This window comes from Exiguobacterium sp. ERU653 (assembly GCF_018617775.1).
Lineage (GTDB): Bacteria > Bacillota > Bacilli > Exiguobacteriales > Exiguobacteriaceae > Exiguobacterium > Exiguobacterium marinum.
Genome location: NZ_JACSKV010000001.1, coordinates 394,662 through 420,266, shown reverse-complemented (window position 1 = coordinate 420,266; position 25,605 = coordinate 394,662). Strand labels below are relative to the sequence as shown.

24 protein-coding genes and 1 other annotated feature are annotated in these 25,605 nt (G+C 48.8%); all 24 genes read right to left on the bottom strand.

All coding sequences use genetic code 11. The features are described from left to right. Positions 1–78: 78 nt before the first annotated feature. The 24 genes from pyrE to murD all read right to left on the bottom strand — a co-directional run bounded on the left by pyrE (position 79) and on the right by murD (position 25,597). On the bottom strand, positions 79–705 hold the full coding sequence (gene pyrE / locus KNO95_RS02190) for an orotate phosphoribosyltransferase (protein WP_026826300.1): 627 nt from the start codon (positions 703–705) through the stop codon (positions 79–81). Further along, complete coding sequence (pyrF, locus tag KNO95_RS02185) at positions 689–1,393, bottom strand: orotidine-5'-phosphate decarboxylase (protein ID WP_214702272.1); 705 nt, start codon at positions 1,391–1,393, stop codon at positions 689–691. Before pyrF ends, pyrE begins: the two co-directional genes overlap by 17 nt. Beyond that, positions 1,368–2,294, bottom strand: a complete 927-nt coding sequence (locus KNO95_RS02180) for a dihydroorotate dehydrogenase (RefSeq protein ID WP_214702274.1) — start codon at positions 2,292–2,294, stop codon at positions 1,368–1,370. Before KNO95_RS02180 ends, pyrF begins: the two co-directional genes overlap by 26 nt. Further along, positions 2,291–3,010 (bottom strand): dihydroorotate dehydrogenase electron transfer subunit, encoded by a 720-nt coding sequence (locus tag KNO95_RS02175; RefSeq protein ID WP_214702275.1) that lies wholly within the window; start codon positions 3,008–3,010, stop codon positions 2,291–2,293. The genes KNO95_RS02180 and KNO95_RS02175 overlap by 4 nt, the downstream gene beginning before the upstream one ends. Then, positions 3,007–6,210 carry a carbamoyl-phosphate synthase large subunit gene (gene carB / locus KNO95_RS02170; protein ID WP_214702276.1) on the bottom strand — a complete coding sequence of 1,068 codons (3,204 nt, stop codon included), beginning with the start codon at positions 6,208–6,210 and terminating at the stop codon, positions 3,007–3,009. The genes KNO95_RS02175 and carB overlap by 4 nt, the downstream gene beginning before the upstream one ends. A 1-nt stretch (position 6,211) precedes the next feature. After that, positions 6,212–7,294, bottom strand: a complete 1,083-nt coding sequence (locus KNO95_RS02165; RefSeq protein WP_214702277.1) for a carbamoyl phosphate synthase small subunit — start codon at positions 7,292–7,294, stop codon at positions 6,212–6,214. After that, complete coding sequence (locus KNO95_RS02160) at positions 7,272–8,552, bottom strand: dihydroorotase (RefSeq protein WP_214702278.1); 1,281 nt, start codon at positions 8,550–8,552, stop codon at positions 7,272–7,274. Before KNO95_RS02160 ends, KNO95_RS02165 begins: the two co-directional genes overlap by 23 nt. Then, the gene (locus KNO95_RS02155; protein WP_214702279.1) at positions 8,549–9,463 is read right to left on the bottom strand and encodes an aspartate carbamoyltransferase catalytic subunit; all 915 of its coding nucleotides are present in this window, start codon (positions 9,461–9,463) and stop codon (positions 8,549–8,551) included. The genes KNO95_RS02160 and KNO95_RS02155 overlap by 4 nt, the downstream gene beginning before the upstream one ends. A gap of 127 nt (positions 9,464–9,590) precedes the next feature. Beyond that, positions 9,591–10,895 carry a uracil-xanthine permease family protein gene (locus tag KNO95_RS02150; protein WP_026826308.1) on the bottom strand — a complete coding sequence of 435 codons (1,305 nt, stop codon included), beginning with the start codon at positions 10,893–10,895 and terminating at the stop codon, positions 9,591–9,593. Positions 10,896–10,943: 48 nt separating this feature from the next. After that, entirely contained in the window at positions 10,944–11,501 is a 558-nt protein-coding gene (gene pyrR, locus KNO95_RS02145; protein WP_251125007.1) for a bifunctional pyr operon transcriptional regulator/uracil phosphoribosyltransferase PyrR, read from the bottom strand. Positions 11,502–11,677: 176 nt separating this feature from the next. Further along, the gene (locus tag KNO95_RS02140; protein ID WP_214698154.1) at positions 11,678–12,589 is read right to left on the bottom strand and encodes an RluA family pseudouridine synthase; all 912 of its coding nucleotides are present in this window, start codon (positions 12,587–12,589) and stop codon (positions 11,678–11,680) included. Beyond that, positions 12,589–13,062 (bottom strand): signal peptidase II, encoded by a 474-nt coding sequence (gene lspA / locus KNO95_RS02135; RefSeq protein WP_026826311.1) that lies wholly within the window; start codon positions 13,060–13,062, stop codon positions 12,589–12,591. Before lspA ends, KNO95_RS02140 begins: the two co-directional genes overlap by 1 nt. 57 nt (positions 13,063–13,119) lie before the next feature. Next, complete coding sequence (gene ileS, locus KNO95_RS02130; protein ID WP_214702280.1) at positions 13,120–15,846, bottom strand: isoleucine--tRNA ligase; 2,727 nt, start codon at positions 15,844–15,846, stop codon at positions 13,120–13,122. 52 nt (positions 15,847–15,898) lie between these two features. After that, positions 15,899–16,119, bottom strand: a binding site (T-box leader). Between the two features lie 3 nt (positions 16,120–16,122). Next, on the bottom strand, positions 16,123–16,671 hold the full coding sequence (locus KNO95_RS02125; RefSeq protein WP_026826313.1) for a DivIVA domain-containing protein: 549 nt from the start codon (positions 16,669–16,671) through the stop codon (positions 16,123–16,125). Positions 16,672–16,690: 19 nt separating this feature from the next. After that, a complete protein-coding gene (locus tag KNO95_RS02120; protein WP_214702282.1) occupies positions 16,691–17,461 on the bottom strand; it encodes a YlmH family RNA-binding protein in 771 nt (256 codons plus the stop codon). Positions 17,462–17,464: 3 nt separating this feature from the next. Continuing rightward, positions 17,465–17,734 carry a YggT family protein gene (locus KNO95_RS02115; RefSeq protein WP_026826315.1) on the bottom strand — a complete coding sequence of 90 codons (270 nt, stop codon included), beginning with the start codon at positions 17,732–17,734 and terminating at the stop codon, positions 17,465–17,467. A 4-nt stretch (positions 17,735–17,738) separates the two neighbouring features. Beyond that, positions 17,739–18,209, bottom strand: a complete 471-nt coding sequence (locus KNO95_RS02110) for a cell division protein SepF (RefSeq protein ID WP_026826316.1) — start codon at positions 18,207–18,209, stop codon at positions 17,739–17,741. A gap of 23 nt (positions 18,210–18,232) precedes the next feature. Next, positions 18,233–18,886, bottom strand: coding sequence for a YggS family pyridoxal phosphate-dependent enzyme (locus tag KNO95_RS02105; RefSeq protein WP_214702283.1), 654 nt, complete (start codon positions 18,884–18,886; stop codon positions 18,233–18,235). After that, positions 18,883–19,644, bottom strand: a complete 762-nt coding sequence (locus KNO95_RS02100; RefSeq protein WP_214878206.1) for a purine nucleoside phosphorylase YfiH/LACC1 family protein — start codon at positions 19,642–19,644, stop codon at positions 18,883–18,885. Before KNO95_RS02100 ends, KNO95_RS02105 begins: the two co-directional genes overlap by 4 nt. Positions 19,645–19,696: 52 nt before the next feature. Then, complete coding sequence (gene ftsZ, locus KNO95_RS02095; RefSeq protein ID WP_026826319.1) at positions 19,697–20,839, bottom strand: cell division protein FtsZ; 1,143 nt, start codon at positions 20,837–20,839, stop codon at positions 19,697–19,699. A gap of 47 nt (positions 20,840–20,886) precedes the next feature. Further along, the gene (ftsA, locus tag KNO95_RS02090) at positions 20,887–22,173 is read right to left on the bottom strand and encodes a cell division protein FtsA (RefSeq protein WP_214702287.1); all 1,287 of its coding nucleotides are present in this window, start codon (positions 22,171–22,173) and stop codon (positions 20,887–20,889) included. Between the two features lie 228 nt (positions 22,174–22,401). After that, on the bottom strand, positions 22,402–23,172 hold the full coding sequence (locus KNO95_RS02085) for a cell division protein FtsQ/DivIB (RefSeq protein ID WP_026826321.1): 771 nt from the start codon (positions 23,170–23,172) through the stop codon (positions 22,402–22,404). Positions 23,173–23,186: 14 nt separating this feature from the next. After that, positions 23,187–24,263: an undecaprenyldiphospho-muramoylpentapeptide beta-N-acetylglucosaminyltransferase gene (gene murG / locus KNO95_RS02080; protein WP_214702288.1), complete on the bottom strand. Its 1,077-nt coding sequence runs from the start codon at positions 24,261–24,263 to the stop codon at positions 23,187–23,189. Next, positions 24,260–25,597 carry a UDP-N-acetylmuramoyl-L-alanine--D-glutamate ligase gene (murD, locus tag KNO95_RS02075; protein ID WP_026826323.1) on the bottom strand — a complete coding sequence of 446 codons (1,338 nt, stop codon included), beginning with the start codon at positions 25,595–25,597 and terminating at the stop codon, positions 24,260–24,262. Before murD ends, murG begins: the two co-directional genes overlap by 4 nt. Positions 25,598–25,605: the final 8 nt, after the last annotated feature.

The following is a 25,605-nucleotide window of genomic DNA, read 5'->3' as shown; positions in this document are numbered from 1 at the left end:
TTTTGAATCACTTCCGTTATTTTACCATGAAGTATGACATATGCCGAATCGAAAAAGAATCCGCCCGAGGGTGGATTCTTAAGAGGTGACCAAATCGCTCCAAGCACGGGGGTCTTGCTGCCACTCACGTAAAGAATTAAGTTCCGAACGGTTGAGGATTCCTTTCGTTTCTGCAACTTCAATTAATTCTGAGAATGTCGTCAATGACTCGGCAGAAAGGTTTGCCGCGGCTAGATTTTTTTCGAGAATCGGCAATTCGTAAGAGAAGATGGCTTGAATCCCAACGACCTTACTACCCGCTTCAAGAATCGCTTTCGCTGCATCGATACTTGACATCCCTGTCGACAACAAGTCCTCGATGACGAGCACGCGTGCGCCTATATCGAGTTTCCCCTCGATTTGATTTCCCTTTCCATGTCCTTTCGCACTCGAACGAACATAGATGAAAGGAAGACCAAGTCGGTCAGCGAGCAATGCCCCGTGAGGAATACCGGCCGTAGCTGTGCCTGCGATGACATCAACCTGTGTAGGGGTAATCGACTTCACCAACTTATCGATGATCACCTGACGAACTTCAGGATAACTGAGTGTTAACCGATTGTCGCAATAAATCGGACTCTTTAGCCCGCTCGACCATGTATATGGCTCGGTCGGCGAAAGTGTGACAGCTTCAATCTGTAATAGTGCTTCAGCAATTTGTTTCATACGTTTGTCCCCATTCCATCATGAATTGTTCGTACATGGTAACCGGATCGGTCGCACGTGTAATCGGTCGCCCGACGACAATCGAGTGGACACCAGCCAGCCTAGCTTCACTCGGTGTCGCGACCCGTACTTGATCATCATCGGTTTCACCGAGTCGGATACCTGGTGTGACGGTCATAAACGTGTCCCCGAGTTCCTGATGAATCATCTTCGCTTCTTGAACAGACGCGACTACCCCGTCGAGTCCAGCCTGTTTGGCGAGGGTCGCTTGGCGGATGACAGCTTGATCGAGTCGTCCTGCGATTCCTAGTTCCGTCTTCATCATTCGTTCATCTGTCGACGTCAACTGTGTGACCCCAATCAAACGAGTCGTATCACTTGCCTGACGTAACCCGTCTAACGCATAACGCATCATCTTTTCGCCACCTAGTGTGTGGACGTTCGTCACAGCCACCCCAAGTTTTCCGATTTGACGCATCGTACGACGTGCCGTCTCCGGGATATCATGTACTTTCACATCAAGAAAGACCGGGTAACCGCGGTCGACCAACTCTTCAACAAATCGTGCGCCTTCCCGATAGAAAAGTTCCATCCCGACTTTGACAGCCGGTCGGTTCGGGAACGGTTGTAACAAGTGAAATGCTTCTTCTCGTGTCTCCACGTCAAGGGCGAGATACAAGTTGTGCATAAGCCTTCCCCCTCACATCCAAAATATGTTCGATTCCGAGTGAATCAAGTCGTGCCGGTAGCGCATCAATGATTTCCTGACAGACGTATGGATTCTCAAAGTTTGCCGTTCCGACCGCGACGGCTGACGCCCCAGCGTAGATGAATTCAAGCACATCGTCGACCGTTCGAACCCCACCCATGGCGATAATCGGAATATTGACCGCTTGCGCGACCTCATATACCATTCGGACGGCTACCGGTTTGATGGCTGGACCGGATAATCCGCCGATTCTGTTCGCTAAAATCGGTCGCCCCGTTTCGATATCGATTCGCATCCCGACGAGCGTGTTAATCATCGTCAATCCGTCCGCACCGGCCGCCTCGACCGCTCGTGCCATGTCGGTAATCGACGTGACGTTCGGGGACAGCTTGACATAGACCGGCTTACTCGAAGCCGCTTTGACGAGTCGCGTGAGTTCTGCAGCCATCACCGGGTCCGTCCCAAACTGCATGCCCCCACATTTCACGTTCGGACACGAGATGTTCAATTCGACCGCTTTAATGGTCGGGTCTGCACTGATTCGACGAGCGACTTCTACATACTCACCCGGCGTCGAACCGGCGACATTGGCGATGATTTCCGTGTCGAACGTCGAGAGGAATGGCAATTTTTCTTCGATGATCGCATCGACGCCTGGATTTTGAAGACCGATCGCATTGAGCATGCCTTGTGCAGTCTCGGCGACACGTGGGGTCGGATTTCCGAACCTCGATTCCTCCGTCGCTGCCTTAATCATGATGCCTCCTAAGATGGAGAGATCATACAGTTTTGCAAACTCTTCACCGAATCCGAAACATCCCGAAGCCGGAATAATCGGGTTTTTTAAATGAAGACCTGGTAACTCGACATTCAATCTCATAACAGCACCTCTTCCGCATTGAATACCGGACCGTCACTACAGACTTTCACATAACCCTCCGGTGCCTGACAGACGCAGGCAAAACAGGCGCCAATCCCGCAGCCCATCCGATTCTCGATCGAGAGATATCGTTCAGGAATGGGTGAAGCGGCGACTGCCTTTAACATGGCTTCCGGTCCACAGCTAAACAACACGTCCGCTTCGACGCGTTCAAGTGGTCTCGTGACGAATCCAAGCTCCCCGTGACTGCCGTCTACTGTCGTGATGATGGTCTCACCAAGTTCACGAAATGCGTCTTCATAAAAGACACTTTCTTGTGAATCAAACCCGAGAATCGCAATCGTCTCGATCCCCATCTCATGTAGTCGACGTCTGACGTAGTATAGGGGTGGGACCCCAATGCCACCACCGACGAGGACGACCCGCTTTCCATGTTGTGCAAGTGGAAATCCGTTTCCGAGTGGACCAAGAACGTCCAACGTGTCCCCAACACGCTTAGCAGCTAATTCAGATGTTCCTTCCCCAATCACTTTATATATGAAGGTGATTTCGTCTCCTTCGACGTTCGCCACTGACAACGGCCGACGTAACAAGCCGGACGTCTTGATATGAAAGAACGTCCCAGGGGCGATCTCCACCCCGGGGCAGCGTACTTTCATCTCCATCGTCGCTCTGGCGATTTGACGGTTGCTGACAATTGTCACGTCACGTTTCATACCATCACCCCGAACTTTGTGAACGCCGGAATGCTGACCGTTTGGAACGATAGACTTTCAATGACTTGTAACAAGGCTTCGGCTGTATCGAGCGATGTGAGGCAGAGCGTGCCTTGTTCTGCAGCCATACGCCGAATCAAGAAGCCATCTTTTGTGACGAGGGCATCACGACTCGTCGTATTGATAATCAAGTCGACGTCTCCTCGCTCGATCACGCTGAGCATCGTCTCACCATCTTCTTGAATTTTGCCGACTCGACGAACACGCATCTGTTCCGCTTCGAGACCGTCTGCCGTCCCACTCGTTGCCATGAGGCGGAAACCGAGACGGTCGAAACGTTTCGCCAAGGCGATGGCCTCATCCTTATCATGATCGGCAATCGTCATGAGCACGTTCCCTTTCAAGGCGATGTTCATCCCCGCTGCGACGAGCCCTTTGTAGAGCGCTTTTTCGAGCGTCCGGTCTGTCGCCATGACTTCCCCTGTCGACTTCATCTCTGGTCCGAGCGATGGGTCTACCTCTTTCAATTTCGCAAACGAGAAGACTGGTACTTTGACCGAGATACCGTCTGACTCTGGATGAATGCCCGTCCCGAGACCGAGTTCTTTCAAGCTCGTCCCAAGAATCGTCTGAGTCGCGATCCGTGCGACCGGTAAACCTGTCACTTTCGAGATGAACGGCACGGTACGACTCGCACGTGGGTTCACCTCGATGACGTATAGGTCGTCCGCATAGACGAACTGGATATTGAGAAGCCCTTTGATTCGGAATGCTTTCGCCAATTTGATCGTATAGTCGACGACTTTTTGCTTCAATTCGTCACTGAGACGTTGTGGCGGATAGACGGCAATCGAATCGCCCGAGTGTACGCCGGCACGTTCGATATGCTCCATGATCCCTGGGATGTAGACGTCCGTCCCGTCACAGATCGCATCGACTTCAATCTCAATTCCTGTCAAATAGCGATCGATGAGTACCGGTCGATCTTTCGAGGCGATGACCGCATGTCGCATGTACCGCTCAAGCTCAGACTGTTCATAAACGATTTCCATCGCCCGTCCACCGAGGACATACGATGGTCGGACGAGTACCGGATAGCCGAGTTCATTCGCACAAACGACGGCGTCTTCCACATTTGTCGCTGTCTTCCCTGGTGGTTGAGCCAATCGCTCAGCGGACAATGTGGCTTCAAACGCCTTCCGGTCTTCGGCACGGTCGATATCTTCCAGAGCCGTCCCAAGAATCTTTACGCCGTTCGCTTCTAGCGATGCCGCCAAATTGATGGCAGTCTGCCCACCGAATTGGACGATGACACCAAGAGGATTCTCGTTCTCGATGACCTCGAATACATCTTCTGTCGTCAACGGCTCGAAATACAATCGATCGGAGATGGAAAAGTCCGTCGAGACCGTTTCTGGGTTGTTGTTGATGATGATTGCTTCGTAACCCGCATCTCGAATCGTTTGGATCGAGTGAACGGTCGCATAGTCGAATTCGACACCTTGACCGATTCGAATCGGTCCCGACCCGAGGACGAGGATGGACTCCCGGTCTGTCTTGACCGCTTCATTCTCCACTTCATACGTTCCATAGAAGTATGGCGTCTCAGAAGCGAACTCGGCCGCGCACGTATCGACCATCTTATAGACGGGACGTATGTTCCATTCTTTCCGTTTCGTGCGAACCGCTTCTGTATCCATCGAGAGCATGCGGGCGATTGCCACATCACTGAATCCGAGGCGTTTCACATCGAATAAACGTTCTGACGTTAACGGCTCCGCGACGAGTTGTTGCTCAACTTGCCAAATCCGACTCAGTTTGTGTAAGTAGAATCGATCGATTTTTGTCAGTTGGTGTAGCGCTTCTACCGTGTATCCGCGACGAAGGGCCTCATATACGATGAACAAACGCTCGTCTGTCGGATGGATGAGTCCATTCTCGAGCTGTTCTGTGTCTAATGCTTGAAGTTGTGGAACATAGAGTTCTTCCGTGCCCAGTTCGAGCGAACGTACCGCTTTTAACAGTGCCTCTTCTAAATTTCGACCGATGGCCATGACCTCACCCGTCGCCTTCATTTGTGTGCCTAAGCGGCGATCCGCGGACTCAAACTTATCGAAAGCGAAACGTGGGATTTTGGCGACGACGTAATCGAGCGCCGGTTCGAACGAGGCGTAGCTCGTCTCTGTGACCGGGTTTTTCAATTCTGATAACTTGTAGCCGACAGCGACCTTTGCAGCGAGTTTGGCAATCGGATAGCCTGTCGCTTTTGAAGCGAGCGCCGAACTTCGGGAAACACGTGGATTCACCTCGATGACGTAGTACGTGAAGCTGTCTGGGTCGAGGGCGAATTGGATGTTGCATCCTCCCTCAATCCCAAGTGCCCGAATGATGTCGAGCGAGACGCTACGTAGCATCTGGTAATCCCGATCTGACAGCGTCTGAGTCGGGGCGAACACAATCGAGTCACCGGTGTGGATTCCGACCGGGTCAAAGTTTTCCATCGCACAGACGATGATGGCTTGGTCACTCGAGTCACGCATCACCTCGAACTCGACTTCTTTCATCCCGGCAATCGATTTCTCTAACAAGACTTGCGTCACAGGACTCGCTTTTAGTCCAGATTCGACGATTTGCTCGAACGATTCCCGGTCATGGGCAATCCCTCCACCGGTTCCCCCGAGCGTGTACGCAGGTCGGATGATGATCGGATACCCAATCCGTTCCGCAAATCCCCAAGCAGACTCGAGCGTATGGACGATCTCACTTTCAGGTACACCGTGACCGAGTTCAAACATCAAGTTACGGAACTGTTCCCGGTCCTCCGCCTGAACAATCGCAGACAGTTTCGTCCCGAGAAGTTCCACGCCACAATCACGTAAGACACCCCGTTTGTCGAGTTCAAATGCCAAGTTCAACCCTGTTTGTCCTCCTAGCGTCGCCAGAAGTGCATCGGGACGTTCTTGCCGGATAATCCGCTCGACGAATTCTGGTTCGAGCGGTTCGATGTAGACACGGTCCGCTGTCGTCGGATCCGTCATGATTGTTGCAGGATTCGAGTTGACGAGAATGACTTCATAGCCTTCTTCTTTCAAGGCAAGACATGCCTGTGTACCAGCATAATCAAACTCCGCTGCTTGTCCGATTACAATCGGTCCTGATCCGATTACGAGGATTTTCTGAATATCTGGTCGTTTTGGCATGTCAAATTCCCACTTTCTGTTTGTTTTCTTGTACGAGTTGCATGAAACGGTCAAACAAGTCGTTGGCGTCGTACGGTCCCGGTGCTGCCTCGGGATGGTACTGTACCGAGAACGTCGGATGGTGGAGGTGTCTCACCCCTTCAATCGTTCCATCGTTGACCGCACGATGTGTCACGATGAGCGGTGTATCGAGTAGTGACGTTTCCTCTACCGCATATCCATGATTTTGTGACGTGATGGTCACGGCACCTGTCTCGAGCTCAAGTACCGGATGGTTCGCGCCACGGTGTCCGAACGGAAGCTTGAACGTGTCCGCCCCGTTTGCGAGAGCGATCAGCTGGTGACCGAGACAAATCCCGAACATCGGAGTCGTCGGCATGAGTTGTTCGATGAGTGGTAGTGCCGTCGGAACATCTTTTGGATCTCCAGGTCCGTTCGACAACATGATACCGTCCGGCTCATACCGCAATACGTCTTCTGCCGTCACGTCGTGCGGGAAGACGATGACCTCACACTCTCGCTTCATCAGTTCACGCATGATACCGAGTTTCGCCCCGAAGTCGATCAAGGCGATGCGAGGACCAGTTCCCGTACTCACATACGTCCGTTTCGTCGATACGCGTGCCACCTGATCTGTTGGAGAAACTTCATCAAATCGAGCCCGTACCTCGTCCCAAGTCAACTCTCCATCGATGAGGACGCCGCGCATTACCCCTTTTGCACGTAAATGACGTGTCAACATCCGTGTATCGATATCCGTTAGTCCTGGAATGCCGAAGCGGGTAAGTGTCGCGTCGAGTGTCGCCGTTGAACGAAAGTTCGATGGCGTATCGCACGCCTCTTTCACGATTAATGCTTTTGCCATCGGTACCGTCGTTTCAAAATCCTCACGATTGACGCCATAGTTCCCGATCAGTGGGTTCGTAAGAACAATCATTTGGTCGCAGTACGATGGGTCCGATAAGATTTCTTGGTAACCTGTCATCCCTGTCTGGAAGACGACTTCCCCCATCGTATCCGCCGGTGCCCCGAATCCTTTACCGACAAATGCCATGCCATCCTCAAGCCATAATGTTCGTTTCATCAAATCGCCCCTTATATACAATTTCGCCGCCGACCATCGTCATGACTGGCCACCCGACAAGCTCTCTCCCCGCGAACGGTGTATTCTTTCCTTTTGAATAAAATGTCGTGGGATCGACCACACGCGTCGTTTCCGTGTCGATGAAAACCATGTCCGCGTCCGCCCCCACCTGAAGTTCCCCTCTCGATAAGCCGAATACGTCACTCGGACGTTTCGTCATCCAGTCGAGCAACTGATGCTCTTCCATGACCCCGGTTTTTACAAACGTCGTGTAAAGAAGTGGAAGTGCTGTTTCGAAACCGGTAATGCCAAACGGAGCCCGCTCCATCCCTTGTGTTTTTTCTTCAGCTGTATGGGGAGCATGGTCCGTTGCGATCATGTCAATCGTCCCGTCGAATAATCCTTCGATGAGGGCTTGTCGATCATCCTCGCTCCGGAGCGGTGGATTCATCTTGAAGTTTGCATCGAGACCCGGGATGTCCTCTTCGCTCAAGACGAGATGATGGGGCGTCACTTCTGCGGTCACTTTGATGCCTGCCCGTTTCGCATCCCGGATGACACGAACCGATTGCCGCGATGAGACGTGACAGACGTGATAGTGACACCCTGTCTCTTCAGCAATCAAAACGTCGCGAGCGATATGAATGCTTTCGGCGAGGCTCGGAATCCCTTGAATTCCATGCACCTCACTGAATTTCCCTTCGTGGACCGCGCCCGCTTTAAGCGTATTGTCCTCACAGTGAGCGACAATTGCTTTGTTCAATCGTTTCGCTTCACGCATCGCTTCACGCATCATCGCTGCTGATTGGACGCCGACCCCGTCATCTGTGAAAGCAAACGCATCTGCGAGCGATTCCATGTCGACTTGTTCTTCACCGAGCTGTCGTTTCGTGATGGCGGCGTATGGAAGGACACGGACGACCGCATCCTGTTCAATCTTTTGAAGGAGAACATCCATCGTCTCGCGATTGTCTGGAACCGGTCGCGTATTCGGCATAGAGCAGATGGTCGTGAAACCACCTGCCGCAGCAGCCAGCGTCCCTGTCTTGATCGTCTCTTTCGCTTCGCCTCCTGGTTCTCTTAAATGAACATGCACATCGACAAGTCCTGGAGCGAGCAAATAGCCCGATGCATCGACGATTTCTTGTCCCGTCGTCTCCCCTTTATAGTCAAGTGATTCAATCTTTCCGTCTTTCACTTGAATGGCTGTCGTACGCTTCGTTCCCTTGTCATACCATGTCGCGTGTTGAAGTATCATTGTTGACCTCCTAATGCTCGATTTAAGATGCTCATACGGGCGTATACCCCATTCTTCATTTGCGGGAAGATTCGTGACCGTTCATGCTCAATCAAACATCCGGCAATCTCGACATCCCGATTGACCGGAGCCGGGTGCATGATGATGGCACCTTCTTTCATTCGTTCGATTCGTTCGACCGTCAAGCCGTAACGCGTGTGGTACTCTTCTTTTGAAAAGATGTCACCCATAATGTGGCGCTCGTGCTGGACACGGAGCAGCATGATGACATCACTTTCACCTAAGACATCATCAAGCTCTTTTCGCTCCAACCCCATCGAATCGTCCCACCAAGAAGCCGGACTACATCCGACCACATTTGCCCCGAGGCGATTCAGAACACTTGCATTCGAGCGAGCGACACGACTGTGAACGAGGTCTCCACAGATGGCGACGTTCAATCCTTGAAACGTTCTGAACTCTTCAAAGATGGTGACGAGATCGAGTAACGATTGGGATGGGTGTTCGCCACTGCCATCACCCCCATTCAGTACCGGGATGTTCAATTTCTCAACGAGTTCATGATAGTACCCCGCTTCCGGGTGTCTGATGACGAGCGTGTCTACTCCGATTGCTTCAAGCGTCTTGCATGTGTCATACAATGTTTCACCTTTTGTGACAGATGATGTCGTCACATCGAACGGAATCTCTTGCATGTTCAAATGTCGCTCGGCCATTTGAAACGAGTTTTTCGTCCGGGTCGAGTTTTCAAAGAACAAGTTTGCGACCGTCTTTCCGTCAAATAGTGGCGGAAGATCACCTTGCTTGTAGCGCAACGACTCTTCAATCATGCCCATGATTTCATCGAGAGAAAGTGTGTCTAAGCTAACGAAGTGTTTGACTGGTTTGACATTGGTTTGCATCGTATTCATGTTCGTCTCCTCCTTTTGTAGAGGCAAAGAGAAAAGGCGTCTCTTCACCGAGTGAAGGGACGCCTTTACTTGAGCAGAGTACGCCCAAATAAACGAGCCTTCACTTTGCCGACCTCACGGGATCGATTTAAAAGTTACTTGCTTGTTTCGTTTCTTCAGTTGTGTTGACTTCGTCAATCGAATCGTCTTCTTCTTTCGGTAAGATGACGTTTAAGAGAATCCCGACGACTGTCGCGAGCGCCATTCCTTGTACAGGGAAGCTGCCAAGTTGTACCATTGCCCCGCCTAGACCGATGACGAGGATGACCGATGAGATAATCAAGTTGCGTTTCTCCGCCAAGTCGACTTTACTTTCCACCATCGTGCGCAGCCCGTTTGAGGCGATAACCCCGAACAAGAGGATCGAGATGCCCCCTTTTACCGGATTCGGGATGGTCGAGATGAACGCTTCAACGTGACCGAGGAATCCGAAGCTGATGGCCATGAGCGCCGCTCCTGCGATGACATACACACTGTACACCCGTGTGATCGCCATGACACCGTTGTTTTCCCCATACGTCGTACACGGTGGACCACCGAGCGCAGAAGCGACTGCCTTCCCTACCCCATCACCTAGTAATGTCCGGTGGAGACCCGGATCTTTCATCGTCTCCCGTCCAATGATTTTCGAGGTGACCATTTGATCTCCGATATGCTCCGTCATCGTGACGAGTGCGACGGGTACGATGGCGAGGAGCGCACCGACTTGCCACATCGGCATATAGTCGACGAACACCATTGTGAAGTCAGGAAGTTGGAACAAGCTAGCTTGTTGGATTGGTGAGTAGTCGATGATTCCGAACGCAGCGGCGATGGCATACCCTCCAACGATTCCGAATAGAATCGGAACCGCTCCCCAAACACCTTTCAATTTCGTCATGGCGAGCATCGTGATCCCAAGTGTAAGTAGTGCAATCATCATGAATGTGCCATTGTATGCACCATCTTGATTCATCGACATGTCGATGGCGACTGGTGCGAGCGAGAGCCCGATGACCATGATGACCGGTCCGACAACAACTGGTGGAAGCAATCGAAGCAACCAATTGACACCTGTTTTATAGATGATCAACGAAACAACACCGTATACGGAACCGGCAACGATGCCGCCGAACAGTGCGGCTTCGACACCCCATTGCTGACTGACCGCAATGATTGGCGCGATGTAGGCAAAACTTGAACCTAAGTATGTTGGGACTTTGAAGCGAGTGATCGCTAGGAATGAGAGCGTGGCCACTCCGGAAGCGACGAGGGCGACCGATGTATTTAATCCTGTCAAAATCGGGACTAAAATCGTCGCTCCGAACATGGCGAAGACGTGCTGAAGGCTGAAAAGTAGCCATTGTGGAAAGTGAGCGGGACGCTCATGGATGTGTAGTACGGGTTGTTTCATATTGAATTTCTCCTTCCTGGCCTCTCTGGACCACCTTAAAGGTATGATTTATTGCTGGTTGATTGTGACTTCATCTGCCGTGTCGACTTCACTGAGTCGGACGACGACTTGCTCGGATTTGGATGTAGGAACGTTCTTCCCAATAAAATCAGGTCGAATCGGAAGTTCCCGATGTCCCCGGTCAATCAAGACCGCGAGCTGGATATAATCCGGGCGACCGTGGTCGACGAGCGCGTCCATTGCGGCACGAACCGTACGACCGGTATAAAGCACATCGTCGACGAGGACGACAGTCTTTCCATTGATGTCATGTGGCAGTTCTGTTGCTTTCACTTCCGGATCTAACGACTTTTTCGATAAGTCATCGCGATAAAGAGTGATGTCGAGATTCCCTAGTGCGACCGGTTTACCTTCAATCTCCTCGATGCGACGGGCAAGCCGATCGGCGAGTGTCTCCCCTCTCGTCTTAATCCCAACGAGAACGATATCATCGATTCCTTTGTTACGCTCGATAATTTCATGGGCGATTCGCGTCAAGGCGCGACGGATGGCTGACTCATCTAAAATAACTGATTGTTTCACGTGATTCCTCCTTTCATGCTTCATTCAAAAAAGAAGACTCCCTCGTCCGGCTGGAAAGGGAGTCTTCATCAAAAACGGCAGTCTGATGCCGGGGTTGAATTGACGTAAATGTGACCTCGGTCACAATCCTTTCGCAGCCTCTCTGGACTGGGTTTAAAGGTGTTATGCTTCCTAGACTATAAATCGGAACGGGATAGAAGTCAACGAGTTTTCTCGATTTTATCTAACTTTGCGAGTTCCGCTTTAAAGTCTTCAGGGAGTGGCGCCTCAAATTCCATCCATTGTTTTGTTCGAGGATGGTAAAAACCGAGTGTCGCCGCATGCAATGCTTGACCCCCTAAATCGATTGTACGACGCGGTCCATACTTCGGGTCTCCCGCGAGCGAATGACCGATATAGCGCATATGCACACGAATTTGGTGCGTACGACCTGTCTCAAGCTTACATTCGACGAGGGTAAAGTCTTTATAGCGTTCGAGCAAACGGAAATGTGTAACGGCTTCTTTTGCGTTCCGGTCCGTCACCGTCATACGCTGACGATCATTCGTATCGCGTCCAATCGGCGCTTCAATTGTCCCAAGTTCATGGACAAGTTCACCATGGACGAGCGCGATATATTCACGTTTGATCGTCTTGTCTTTCAATTGACTCGCAAGTGATTCATGAGCCAAATCATTTTTGGCGACCATGAGGAGTCCCGTCGTATCCTTATCAATTCGGTGTACGATTCCCGGACGCTTCACACCATTGATACCTGATAGGTCATCACAATGTCCGAGAAGGGCGTTGACGAGCGTTCCGGACGTGTGACCGGCTGCAGGGTGAACGACCATCCCTCGTGGCTTATTGACGACGATGACGTCTTCGTCTTCATATACGATATCGAGTGAAATTTGTTCAGGCAACACTTCTAGTTCTACCGCTTCCGGTATGTTCACTTCAATCTCATCGCCCAATTGGAGCTTATAGTTCGGTTTGACGGCAGTACCATTAACGAGTAATACCCCTGTCTTTATCCATTCTTGTACTTGCGAGCGTGACCACTCTCCACGGTCACTTACCCACTTATCAATCCTTGCCTTTTCATCGGCGACAAAAGTATAGGATTCCATTACGATTGTCCCCTTTCTTTGTGTAATTTTTCTTCAAATAAAATACCAATAACCATCAAAATGACACCGAACGTGAGCGCCATATCAGCCACGTTAAAAATCGGGAAGTTGTAGCCGAACGGATACGTGTCGACAAAATCGACGACTTCGCCACGAAACAAGCGATCGATAAAGTTACCGATGGCACCGGCCAACAATAATCCGACGCTATATCCAAGAAGTTGATACCCGTTCACCTCTTTGTGTAAGAAGTATACCAAACCGGCGACGACGAGAATCGTGATGATGAAGAAAAACACCATCTGTCCTTCTAACATCCCCCAAGCCGCTCCCTTATTGCGATAAGAAGTCCAATACAACAAATTCGGGATGACCTCAATTGATTGACCAATCGTCATCGTCTGTACAACGACCCATTTCGTTAGTTGGTCGAGCAAAATCAAGATGAAGGCCAATCCATAATATCGTTTCATATACGTCTCCTTTCAAGCCGTTAAGAAACCGGAGTGGGGACGCCACTCCGGTTCGTCTTAACCGATTACTGATGCACAGCGTGGGCAAAGCTCAGGATACTCTTCGTTTTGTCCAACCTCTGTCGAGTACGTCCAACAACGTGCACAAGCGGCACCATCTGCTTTCATGACTGTGATTTTTGTCGTCGCATAATCAACGTCTGCCGTCTCAGCCCACTCCACTTGTGATACTTGAAGCAGTTGGCTTACGTTGTCGATTGTATTCAACAAGCCGGCAGTCTCGGCTTTCGGTGCAAGAATCAATTTGGCTTCGAGCGGTTTCCCGATCAGCTTCTCGCCACGTGCGATTTCGATCGCTTTGAGGACATCGTCACGGAAGACGAGGAATTTCGACCATTTCTCTAACAACGTTTTCTCGTCAGTAGTCAACGCATCGACTTCTTCAAGATCAGTCAAGAAGATGCTTGCTTCTGACTTCCCAGGAACCTCTTTCCACGCCTCGTCGGCAGTATGTGGAAGGATTGGCGCCAACAGTTTTGTCAAGAGGACGACCGCATCGTACATGACCGTCTGAACGGCACGACGACGGAGATCGTCTTCACGCTCGATATACAAAATATCTTTTGTGAAGTCAAGGTAGAACGATGACAACTCGTTGACGCAGAAGTTATGAACGAGATGGTACACGGCCATGAAGTCAAATTCATCGTAGGCTTTAACAACTTTCGCCTGCAATTGCTTGAGCTTCGTTGCCATGAAACGGTCCGCTTCCGGCATATCTTCAAACGCGACACGCATCGATGGTTCAAAGCCGTTCAAGTTTCCAAGAAGGAAACGGATTGTGTTACGCATCTTCCGGTAAACTTCTGATACTTGTTTAAAGTTGTCATGTGACGCACGTACATCAGACTGATAGTCGACAGATGCGACCCAAAGACGTACGATTTCAGCACCGTACTGCTTCACGAGATCGTTCGGTGCAATGGTGTTACCAAGAGATTTCGACATTTTGCGTCCGTCCCCATCAAGAACGAAACCATGGCTCAAGACGTTACGGTACGGTGCTTTGCCTGTCGTCGCAACAGCTGTTGAGAGTGATGAGTTGAACCATCCGCGGTATTGGTCAGATCCTTCAAGGTAAAGATCTGCCGGACGACGAAGATTTTCACGTTCTTCTAACACACCGGCATGGGATGACCCTGAATCAAACCAGACGTCCATGATGTCGAGTTCTTTACGGAATTCTCCGTTCGGGCTGTTCGGATGTGTGAATCCTTCCGGAAGAAGATCTTTTGCTTCTCGCTCATACCAAACGTTTGAACCGTGTTCACGGAACAAGTTTGCGATGTGATCAATCGTCTCGTTCGTGATGATTTCCGTTCCATCTTCCGCATAGAAGATCGGGATCGGAACACCCCACGCACGCTGACGGCTGATGACCCAGTCTCCACGGTCACGAACCATGTTGTAAAGACGAGTCATTCCCCATTCCGGGACCCAGTTCACTTCTTCGACTTCACGGAGCATATCCTCTCGGAAATCTTTAATTGAAGCGAACCATTGCGGTGTCGCACGGAAGATGACCGGTTTCTTTGTACGCCAGTCATGTGGATACGAGTGTTTGATGAACTTTAAATTGAGCAAATATCCATTCTCCTCAAGTTTCATCCCGATTTGCTTATTTGCATCCTCGTAGAATAGCCCTTCGTATCCAGGTGCTTCATCCGTCATATATCCACGGTCATCTACCGGACAAAGGACATCTAATCCGTACGCTTGTCCGACGCGGTAGTCGTCTTCCCCGTGCCCAGGAGCTGTGTGAACGAGTCCTGTCGCATCCGCTGTGACGTGATCGCCAAGGACGACGAGTGACGTGCGTTCATACAACGGGTGTTGTGCCGTCATGTACTCGAAGTCACGTCCATTCCAAGAACCGCTCACTGTGTAATCTGACCATCCGAGCGCTGTCGTCACTTCTTCGACAAGCGTCTCAGCGACAATATAACCTTTTCCTTCATGTTCGATGCGCGTATACGTCAACTCATCACTCACCGCGATACCAAGGTTCGCCGGGATTGTCCAAGGTGTCGTCGTCCAGATGACAAAGTGATCGTTTGACGTCAACGTATCTTTCCCATCTACGACACGGAATGCCACGTAGATTGCTGGTGACTTTTTATCATAGTATTCAATTTCTGCCTCAGCTAGTGCCGATTCAGAAGATGGTGACCAATAGACAGGTTTTTTCCCTTTATAGATATAACCTTTTTCAGCCATCGTTCCGAACAAGCGAATCTGTGCAGCCTCATACTCAGGAAGGAGGGTGATGTATGGATTTTCAAAGTCTGCGAGAAGACCGAGACGTTTGAATTGTTCACGTTGCGAATTCACTTGCTCCATTGCATACTCCGCACACTTCTCTCGGAATTCAGCGACCGTCATCTCTTTACGGTTGACGCCTGCTTTTTGAAGGGCATTCTCGATTGGAAGTCCGTGTGTATCCCAACCTGGAATCATTGGAGACTGATATCCGTTCATCCCTTTGAAACGAACGATGATATCTTTTAATACTTTATTCATCGCGTGTCCCATGTGGATGTCGCCATTCGCGTATGGAGGTCCATCATGCAAGATGTATTGTGGTTTCCCAGCATTTTTTTCTTGCACCTTGTTATAAAGGTCCATGTCTTCCCATTCCGTTTGCATCGCTGGTTCGCGTTTTGGTAAATTCCCACGCATCGCGAATTCAGTGTTTGGCATTAATAGCGTATCTTTGTAGTTCATCGAAACTCCTCCATCAACATTTTTTAGAAAACAAAAAAACCAACCCATCCCTGATAGGGACGAGTTGGTTGACTCGCGGTACCACCCTACTAGTCTCACCTCAAATGAGACCGCTCTCGGTAACCGATAACGAGGTCAGGCGGACACGCTTACTCAAGTTCAGCGTGACAACTCATAGGGGATACCGATTCGAGTCTTTCTCTTAGGCTCTCACCGCCCCTAAGTCGCTTCGTAGGTATGACTCGATCGACGCGTCCTACTCAACGTGTTGATCATTTATCCATGTTGTTCTTCATTCTGTGTGACTTCGTCGTCATTATACGCAAGTTCAGTTCTATCGTCAAGAACCGTCTGTACAGGCGGCTCGCCGACAATCGTTTCCCACTCCGTACTATTGAGGAGCTCCATTTGGGCATCTACGAGGACACGGAAACGTGTACGGTATAACTCAACCTTTTTGAGCATTTGAACGACTTCTCGTTCAGCAAGTTTCTCTTTTCGGGCTGCTTCTTCTTCACGGGCGTACGCCTCACGCTCTGCTTGTTTCAAAATGAGGCTCGCTTCTTTTTGAGCGTTGTTCTTCACTTCTTCCGCAGCTTCCTGTGCAACGATAATCGACTTGTTCAACGTATCTTCCATCGAGGAAAAGTAGTCAATGCGAGCTTGCATATCGTTGACAAGTTCTTCATACCGTCGATTCTCACGAATCAATAGTTCAAACTCTTTAATGATTTGATCTAAAAATTCATTGACCTCATCGATGTCGTACCCACGAAAACGGGAAGAGAATTCTTTATTATGAATATCAATCGGTGTCAACGCCATTCGACTTTCCTCCTAAAATTCAACGTATGGTGCCATACTGTATTTTAATTTTTTCACGTTTGGTCGAACCTAGAATTTCCATCAATTTGATGCGACCGTGTCCACGAACGGATAGAAGGTCGTCTGGTTCGAGAATGAAGCTCGCATCTTCAATGACTTTATGATTTACTTTGCAGTCGCCATGTTTGACGAGTGCTTGTGCTTTTTGACGGGACATGTTTAAAACCTCGCTCACAACCGTATCAAATCGTAAAGAAGAAACGATACCAAATCCTTCGACCCATTCAATTGTCGGAACGACAAGAATCTCGTCTTGCTCAACGGAGGAAATGCGAACTTTCGCTTTTCCGACACGATCCAAATTCATTTCGATGAATCCGACTGATTCACGCGTCGTCGCAAATTGTACAATCTCATCTTGAAGGACGACATCTCCAAACTTTTGACGTTTCAGCCCTGCATTGAGTAAGGTTCCCGTCACTTGTCGATGCGTCAAATCCACAAACTTTGTTGGGTATTCGATACGTCGGATTTCAATTTCAAAATCATGAGGATTCAGTTCATAGTAATCCGGAGCCAAAATAAGTCGACACCTTTCTGCGCCTTCGAATCCGCCATCACTATGCATCACAAGTTGATTACCGACAATCTGTTTGACGATTTGTTGTTCACGCGGGTCCAAAAAGTCCGTCAATTTCAACACATAACTACTCTCGACTTGTTGCACCCAGTCGAGCACTTGTTCGACGAACGCCCGTTCACTTGGTCTGTAGTGGTCATAGACGCTCATACATCACCCGAAAATCGCAGCAATTCCGGCTTGTGCCATACGAAGCACGAATAAAGCGACGATTGGAGAGATATCAAGCATGCCACCAATTGGTGGGATGATTCGACGAAACGGTGCCAAGAACGGTTCACACAAAGCCGATAAAATTTGACCAAACTTTGATTCACGTGCGTTCGGGAACCATGATAATAAGATATAGCCGATGAGAATCCAACTATAGATGCCAAGTAGATCACTCAACGTGTTGCCTAAGGCAGGAATTACATTTTCCATTCAGTTACCACCCTTTACTGTGAAGTTCATCCTCCGAGATCAAGTTTGAGATTGAGCCAGTCAATTCGACGTTGTTCGGAGTACACAGAATCGTGTTATGTCCAATCGAAGTCATCGACCCTTCCAATGCATAGACAACACCTGAAAGGAAGTTGACGACTTGACGCGATTGTTCTTTTGACATGCGTTGAAGATTGACGATGACAGCACGGTTTTCTTTTAGTTGATCACTAATGTCCTGTGCTTCAGCGAACACACGCGGTTCAGCCAATACGACTTTTGAACGTTCTTTCTTTTTCGTATTTAACGCGACGAGGTTATTCGCTGATTTTGGACGATCCTCTTGTTTCATGACCGATGTTTCAGTCGTTGAAGGAGTTGCTGTATTTGCGACGGCATACTCTTCTTCCTCATATGTGCTGTTCGGATCTTCCTCGAGTCCAAAGAAATCTTTCATTTTGTTTTTGATTGACATAACGGATTCCTCCTTAAGATATATTATTGCACAAGTACGGTACCAATACGAACAAACGATGCGCCTTCTTCAATTGCGATTGGATAATCGTTTGACATCCCCATCGACAGTTCCGTGCAAGGAGCGTGATCGTATCCTTTTGCCGTCACTTCATCACGTACATGGCGTAAACGACGGAACGTCTCACGAAGGATTGTCTCTTCTTCCGTGAACGGCGCCATTGTCATCAACCCAATGACTCGAATATGAGGATACTGTTTACAATTCTCGATGAATGGCATGACTTCCTCTATTTCAAGCCCATGTTTTGAATCTTCTCCTGACGTGTTCACTTGAACGAAACAATCAATTGTTCTGTTTGCTCGTTTATCAATCTCTGATGCGAGTGACAACCGATCTAGAGAATGAATGGCTGCGACGTGATCGATGATTTGTCTCACCTTGCGCGTCTGTAACGTACCGATAAAATGAAATCTCGCATCTTTCGGCAAGTTTTCGACTTTTTCGAGCAATGACTCCGGACGATTTTCTCCAAAATCACGAATCCCTTCTTCATAGAGGGCATTCGTCACATCCACGCCAACCGACTTCGTGACGGCGATTAACGTTGGTTCCACTCCTTGAACGTGCGCTGACATAATCGATTGAACTTGTTTTACATTATCTGAAATACTCACAATTTACGCTCCTTGACGATGACTGCTGCAAATCGGCGCTTAACCTCTCCATCACGATACGAGAAAAACGGGGCGTCTGCACCAGTCGTTAAATTCGATTGGATGACGGGTGTGTCATGCTCTTTTGCCAATACTTCATTAACAGTCTGAAGTGATAAATGGGCATGATTGCCTGACTCATCTCGTACCGCTTGGTTATAGGCAATCGGCGAAACGGATTGAACCGCATCTAGTACACGACGGTCGACCTCATAGTCGTATCCTGAAATCGACGGACCGACAAGCATTTCCACTTCTTTAGCATCAATCCCCTTGTCTTCGAATGCGCGAATCATAGACTCGACGATATTACCGACAGTTCCCTTCCACCCGGCATGGGCGATCCCAATGACTCCATAGTCTTTTGCACAGAAGAAGAGCGGCACACAATCTGCAAAGACAAGTGCTAACGGCAACGATTCTTCCGTAGTTAAGAGACCATCTGTTTGCGGAATCGCTTCATCGTATCGAAATGCACCCTTCCCACGATCCGAGGCATTCACATATCGAACGCTCGTTTCATGTACTTGATCGGTCCATACCGAGCCTTCTAAAGAAAGGTTAGCTTGTTGAAAGAAAAACTGACGATTTAGAACGACCTGGTCAATGTCATCGTCGACGTGAAGTCCGACATTCCCTGCATTGTGTCCATCCGTTCGCGTTGTCACATAGGCGTGATAGCGATTCGTCTTTGTTTCCCATGTATGTAACAGTTGCATCGGTCTCTCCTTTTAGAAAAAGGGATGCCGAGAACCGGCATCCCTATCTTGTTTAGTTACGACGTTGTCTCACGAACGCAGGGATGTTAATCGTCTCATCTGGGACGTCTCCTCCATACACTGGGCGATGGAAGTTCCCTTCATCTTGTTGAGCCGTTTCATTTGCTTTTGGTTGAGGTTCCTTGTTCTCAACTTCAGGCTGCTTTTTCGGTTGCTGAGGGAACGGATTCGTCCCTTGCGCTTCCTCAGCGAATTCAGTTGCAATCACCGTGACGATGATTTCATCGTTCAAGTTTTCGTTGATAACCGAACCAAAAATCAAATTCACTTCTTCATCGGCTGCACTTTGAACGATTTGAGCCGCTTCTGTCACTTCATACAAGCTGAGGCTAAGTCCACCCGTAATGTTCATCAAGACACCTTTTGCCCCTTCAATCGAAGATTCAAGAAGTGGAGACGAAATCGCTTTCTTTGCTGCTTCAATAGCTCGGTTTTCACCTGTAGCGACACCGACACCCATAAGAGCAGATCCTTTTTCCGTCATAATCGTTTTCACGTCAGCGAAGTCGAGGTTGATGAGACCTGGAATCGCAATCAAATCTGTAATCCCTTGCACACCTTGACGAAGTACGTTATCCGCTTCACGGAACGCTTCAATCATCGGCGTGTTACGTTCAACGATTTCAAGAAGCTTATCGTTTGGAATCACGATGAGTGTATCTACTTTTTCTTTAAATGCCTGTATCCCGTGCTGGGCGTGTTGCATCCGTTTCCGTCCTTCGAACATGAACGGCTTTGTGACAACACCAACTGTTAGCGCGCCAATTTCTTTCGAAATCTCAGCGATAACTGGAGCAGCACCCGTTCCGGTTCCGCCCCCCATACCCGCCGTGACGAAGACCATATCCGCTCCGTCAAGCGCTTCGAGTAACTGTTCACGACTTTCTTCTGCCGCTTTTTTTCCGATGTCAGGGTTCGCACCTGCACCGAGACCACGTGTCAATTTAGCACCAAGTTGAAGTTTCACATCAGCTTTCGACATGTTCAAGGCTTGTGCATCCGTATTGACAGCGATGAATTCGACTCCTTGCACCCCATGCTCAATCATCCGGTTAACAGCGTTCGACCCGCCACCACCGACTCCAATTACTTTAATTTTTGCTACGGCGTCAATCGCCTCATCAAAGTACATCATTTCAGGTATCCCCCTACATATTTTCCAAGTTGTATTACAACGTCAGCTTAAACGCCAAATAATTTTTCCATAAAACGACTAAAACCTTTTTTCGACTCTTGATCGGTCTCGTATTCGTTCTCTCCAACATGAGTATCGGTCGCTTCCTGCTTATTATTAAGCGATTCATAGCGAACTTCCGGTTTTTCAAGTTGAGATTTTGAAACGTGATGATCACTCATTAAGACATATTTCAATACTCCGACTGCCGTCGCATATTTTGGGTGTCTCACCCCAATCGACGAAGGTTGATATAATCTCGTCTTTTGGCCCAAAATACGCGTTGCCAATTCTTGAATACCAGGTAGAGCAGCTGCTCCACCACAAAGTAAATATCCACCATTCAGCGTCGGAACACCTACTTTTTGAACCTTATTCAACATAAGGGTAAACATTTCCTCTATTCTCGCTTCTAAAACATAGCTAATTTCTGATTGTGGTTCAAACGCCACTTCCCCATTGATATTCGTGTAGGAGAAACCTTCTGTCTCATCAGCCATTTCTTCGAGTGCGAGACCGTACTCTTCTTTCGCCACTTTGGCATCTTGATACTTACAATTTAATTTATAGACTAAATCTCTCGTCATATGATCGCCACCGACTGGAAGGATATACGAATAGACGAGGTCTCCACGATAAAATACTGAGACCGTTGTCTTTTCATGTCCGACATCGACAAGTCCAATCCCTAAATCGATTTCGTCAACAGAGGCCGCACTCATGCCGAGCGCGAGGTTCCCCAAAATAAATCCTTCGAGACGTAGTCCGGCGCGTTCAATCGAACGACGAATACTATGTAAAATTGTCTTCGATCCGGTAACCATTTTCCCATGCATCTCTAGTCGATAACCAAGCATGCCACGAGGGTCCACGACACCCGTTTGTTGATCGACCGTGAATGAAGATGGAATCACATCAATGACACTCATTTCATCTGGTAGTCGCATCACTTGAGCTGAATTAATGACTTCCATCACGTCTTCATCTGTAATTTCCTGATCTTCTCGCTTCACGGATGCGATCCCATGACATGGGGCAATTTGGATATGTTCTCCTTCAATGGCAACGTATACAGATTGAATTTGATCGCCTAACGATGTTTCAGCATGTTCAACGGCTTGTTTGATCGCTTGGACTGTTTTATCGATGTCTACGACAGCGCCACGTTTTACACCCGCAGACGGTGCACACCCTTCCGCCAAAATATTAAGCGTTCCGCCGAGCAATTCACCGACGACGAGCTTAATCTCTGACGTTCCAATATCTAATGCGGCCACATAACCATTCGCTTCCAAAAGGGAAACACCTCCGCTCTATAATTTTCCTATACAAATTACATGACAAATATGACAGATATCCAATAAAGTTGTTGGTTTCGACAAGATATCTCACGTCTAAGTTTACAACAAATAAGATAGTGAGAAAAGGTAGAATCCTACAATTTAAGCGGTTTCGCGTTATCAATTCGTTTACAAACGACAAAAAAACAGTCCTTATCTGTCTAAGGACTGTAATATAACTGATTATTCATTCGTTTTCTTGTATGGAACAAAATAAAAACCACCATCCATGACGACTGTTCCACGCTCGCCTTTAGGGATGTTTTCATATATTTCTCCATACTTTGATACGGTTTCGCTTAACTTCAAAGGCGGTGTGAGCAACGTATTTCCGTCATTCATAAAGATCTCGTAGCGCGTCGGTTCTCCTTTTTGTTTTGACAAGATGATTTCCGACATACGGGCACGCGTCGCATCATCCACTTGTTCAAGTTCACTCGCAATTTTTTCAAGCTCTTGCTCCGAATTAAATTCCCTAAGCAATGGACCATCTTTTAATTTCCTCGGGTCGGTGATGGTACCTGTCGGATGGAGTGAACCATCGGCTAAGACGACGACGTCGCCTTTGTCCGCTCTCGCATATGCAATCATCTTCTCTTCCGTTACGTTGACGTATACCAAATTATACCAAGAGCGATCAATTTCTACCCGCTTGACACCAGGCAACTTTTCCATTTGCGCACTCATCTTTTTTGGGGACAAACCGATGAACTTTGTCGATGTGTCGAGTTCCATATCTTGAAACACATAAGACTCTTCTAACCAATAGAGTCCGGATACAGTCACTTCTTTCACGTTCGACATCGAGGTTTGCATATAGACCACAAGTAAGATAAGGATCCCAAACAGTGAGAGCACAGAGAACATCCGACGATTCGCTTTTTTTCGTCGTTGTTTCTTCATGTACGGAATACGGTCTTCTAAACTGCGTACCGTTTGTTGACTTGGTTCCATCGGATTCTTCTCCTTTATCGAATGACTTCTTCTACTAAATCGGCCAAGGCATTTGATGCATCCGGGAATCCGAGTGCACGGGAGGCTTTCGCCATCTCTTCCTGACGTTCAAGGACTTTTCGAATCGCTTGAATGAGCGTTTCTCCCGTCAAAACTTCTTCTTTTACGAGGAGCGCCGCCCCGTTCTCGACAAGGGCAGAAGCATTTTTTGTCTGATGGTCTGCCGTCACGTAAGGGCTCGGAATCAACACGCTCGGTAATCCGAGTGCGGTCAATTCTGAAATCGTCGATGCCCCTGCTCGAGAGATGACGAGTGACGTACAAGCGAGCAGTGATGGCATATCATACACATATGGATGAATATGAACATTTTCAGACTTTGGCGCTTGTTTTAACACGGCTTCGTAATGTACTTTACCCGTTACGTAGAGTACATTGATTGGCAAGTCCGAGATTGCTGGAACAGCCTCTATAACTGCACGGTTGATTGCTTCCGCACCTCGGCTTCCACCGTATACCAAGACGATTGGACGTGCATCTAACTGGTAATGTTCTCGTACGGCAGCCGCATCGACTTCCGTCTGCAATACTTCGCTACCACGCGGATTTCCGATCAAGCGGACGTTCGCGCCTGGGAAATGGACATCCGATCCTTTAAACGAAAGAGCGACCCGATCAGCTTTTTTGGATAAAAACTTATTCGTCAACCCTGGGATGCTGTTTTGTTCATGCAGGATGGTCGGGATACCTAGTTGTTGCGCCGTATAGACGACCGGTCCTGACACGAATCCGCCTGTTCCGATGACGACGTCTGGTTTGAATGCTGCCATATCTTTTTTTAGAGAGCGTACAGCCTTCAAGAACCAGTACGCCGTCTTCAAGTTCTCGAGGGAGAGGGAGCGCTTCAATCCAGCGATTTGAATTGATTTGAACGGGACACCAGCTCTAGGAACAAGATCGGCTTCTAACCCATTCTCCGTTCCGACGTATTGTACCTGTAAATTAGGGTGACGTTTTTGTAACGTCTCAATCAATGCGAGGGCCGGGTAAATATGACCACCGGTACCTCCACCAGAAATCATGATTTTCATCGGTTCGCCTCCTCATATGCGCGAACGAGATGGATGAAGTGTTCACCTCGTTCTTCAAACGTTTTAAATTGATCCCAACTCGCACAAGCAGGGGATAACAAGATGATATCTCCTGTTTCAGATTGCTCAAACGCGAGTGTGACGGCGTCTGCTAACGTCTCGACCGTGAAAGATGGGATTTCTTGGGACTCCCCAAGTTCTTTGAAACGCTCTTTCGTTTCACCGTACGCGACGACAGCTTTGACGTTGGAAAGGGCAGCGACGAGCGAAGATAAATCTGCACCCCGCTCAAGTCCTCCACAGAGCCATACGATCGGAGCATCAAATCCTCGTAGCGCCGCTTCCGCCGCGACGTTGTTCGTCGCCTTCGAATCATTGTAGACGGCACGTCCGAGAACATCACCTAAACTTTCAGTCCGATGCGCGACACCACCAAAGTTTCGTAATACACGCTCGATGTGTGCTTTTGGAATATCAAACGGTTCGACCAACAGGAGTGCCGCTAGTATGTTCTCGACATTATGGGCACCGCCTAATGCCAATTCGTTCACGCGAATGACTCGCTCCCCGCGTACCGTGACCCAACCGTCCACGACGGAAGCATCTCCTCGCTCAAAACTAAATGTGTTTGGTGCAAGATGAGCAGGGACACGTTTCATCACTTCGGAGTCTGTCAATTTGACGACGATTTGGTCGTCACGTGTCATCTGACGGAACAAGTTTCCTTTTGCATCTGCATACGAGTCGAAGTCGCCGTGATAATCGAGATGGGCTTCTGATAGATTCAGCAATGCTGCCGAACGCGGATGGAAGGACTCGACCCCCATCAACTGAAAGCTCGACAATTCAATGACAATCAAATCGTCCGTCTTTGCATCAGCCGCAACTTCAATCGCGGGGAATCCGATATTACCTGCAAGATGTACCGGACGTTTCCCTCCTTTGAGTAGCTCATAGACGAGTGTCGTCGTTGTTGTTTTCCCATTTGAGCCGGTGATGGCGACGAAGTCTGCTTCAGTTGCCAAATAAGCGAGCTCCACTTCGGTATAAATCGGGATTTCACGAGAAATTGCTTCTTGGAGCAATGGAATCTGATAAGGAATACCTGGATTTTTAACAATCACTTCTGTCTCATTCAATAAACCGACGGGATGTTCATTGAACACCGAGCGGATTCCAAGAGCTTGAATTTTATCTTGTTCGTCTTCGGGTGGGATGTTCCCCGTGTTGATCGTCACATCTGCTCCCGCATGATGCAGATATGTTGCCGCTGCAATTCCGCTCTTAGCGGCGCCGAGGACGAGAACTTTTTTACTGTGCCATTGCTTTTCCATCTGTCTCA

Excerpts from the sequence above, each read along its gene's own strand:
- KNO95_RS02150 (WP_026826308.1), bottom strand. The coding sequence starts at position 10,895 with ATGAAACAACCCGTACTACACATCCATGAGCGTCCCGCTCACTTTCCA.
- KNO95_RS02140 (WP_214698154.1), bottom strand. The coding sequence starts at position 12,589 with ATGGAATCCTATACTTTTGTCGCCGATGAAAAGGCAAGGATTGATAAG.
- KNO95_RS02115 (WP_026826315.1), bottom strand. The coding sequence starts at position 17,734 with ATGGAAAATGTAATTCCTGCCTTAGGCAACACGTTGAGTGATCTACTT.
- KNO95_RS02175 (WP_214702275.1), bottom strand. The coding sequence starts at position 3,010 with ATGAAACGTGACGTGACAATTGTCAGCAACCGTCAAATCGCCAGAGCG.
- pyrR (WP_251125007.1), bottom strand. The coding sequence starts at position 11,501 with ATGAAGCATGAAAGGAGGAATCACGTGAAACAATCAGTTATTTTAGAT.
- murD (WP_026826323.1), bottom strand. The coding sequence starts at position 25,597 with ATGGAAAAGCAATGGCACAGTAAAAAAGTTCTCGTCCTCGGCGCCGCT.
- KNO95_RS02085 (WP_026826321.1), bottom strand. The coding sequence starts at position 23,172 with ATGGAACCAAGTCAACAAACGGTACGCAGTTTAGAAGACCGTATTCCG.
- KNO95_RS02100 (WP_214878206.1), bottom strand. The coding sequence starts at position 19,644 with ATGCAACTGTTACATACATGGGAAACAAAGACGAATCGCTATCACGCC.
- KNO95_RS02120 (WP_214702282.1), bottom strand. The coding sequence starts at position 17,461 with ATGAGCGTCTATGACCACTACAGACCAAGTGAACGGGCGTTCGTCGAA.
- KNO95_RS02155 (WP_214702279.1), bottom strand. The coding sequence starts at position 9,463 with ATGAATACGATGCAAACCAATGTCAAACCAGTCAAACACTTCGTTAGC.
- KNO95_RS02160 (WP_214702278.1), bottom strand. The coding sequence starts at position 8,552 with ATGATACTTCAACACGCGACATGGTATGACAAGGGAACGAAGCGTACG.
- KNO95_RS02110 (WP_026826316.1), bottom strand. The coding sequence starts at position 18,209 with ATGTCAATCAAAAACAAAATGAAAGATTTCTTTGGACTCGAGGAAGAT.
- KNO95_RS02125 (WP_026826313.1), bottom strand. The coding sequence starts at position 16,671 with ATGGCGTTGACACCGATTGATATTCATAATAAAGAATTCTCTTCCCGT.
- murG (WP_214702288.1), bottom strand. The coding sequence starts at position 24,263 with ATGAAAATCATGATTTCTGGTGGAGGTACCGGTGGTCATATTTACCCG.
- carB (WP_214702276.1), bottom strand. The coding sequence starts at position 6,210 with ATGCCAAAACGACCAGATATTCAGAAAATCCTCGTAATCGGATCAGGA.
- pyrF (WP_214702272.1), bottom strand. The coding sequence starts at position 1,393 with ATGCACAACTTGTATCTCGCCCTTGACGTGGAGACACGAGAAGAAGCA.
- KNO95_RS02180 (WP_214702274.1), bottom strand. The coding sequence starts at position 2,294 with ATGAGATTGAATGTCGAGTTACCAGGTCTTCATTTAAAAAACCCGATT.
- lspA (WP_026826311.1), bottom strand. The coding sequence starts at position 13,062 with ATGAAACGATATTATGGATTGGCCTTCATCTTGATTTTGCTCGACCAA.
- ileS (WP_214702280.1), bottom strand. The coding sequence starts at position 15,846 with ATGAACTACAAAGATACGCTATTAATGCCAAACACTGAATTCGCGATG.
- pyrE (WP_026826300.1), bottom strand. The coding sequence starts at position 705 with ATGAAACAAATTGCTGAAGCACTATTACAGATTGAAGCTGTCACACTT.
- ftsZ (WP_026826319.1), bottom strand. The coding sequence starts at position 20,839 with ATGATGTACTTTGATGAGGCGATTGACGCCGTAGCAAAAATTAAAGTA.
- KNO95_RS02165 (WP_214702277.1), bottom strand. The coding sequence starts at position 7,294 with ATGAAACGAACATTATGGCTTGAGGATGGCATGGCATTTGTCGGTAAA.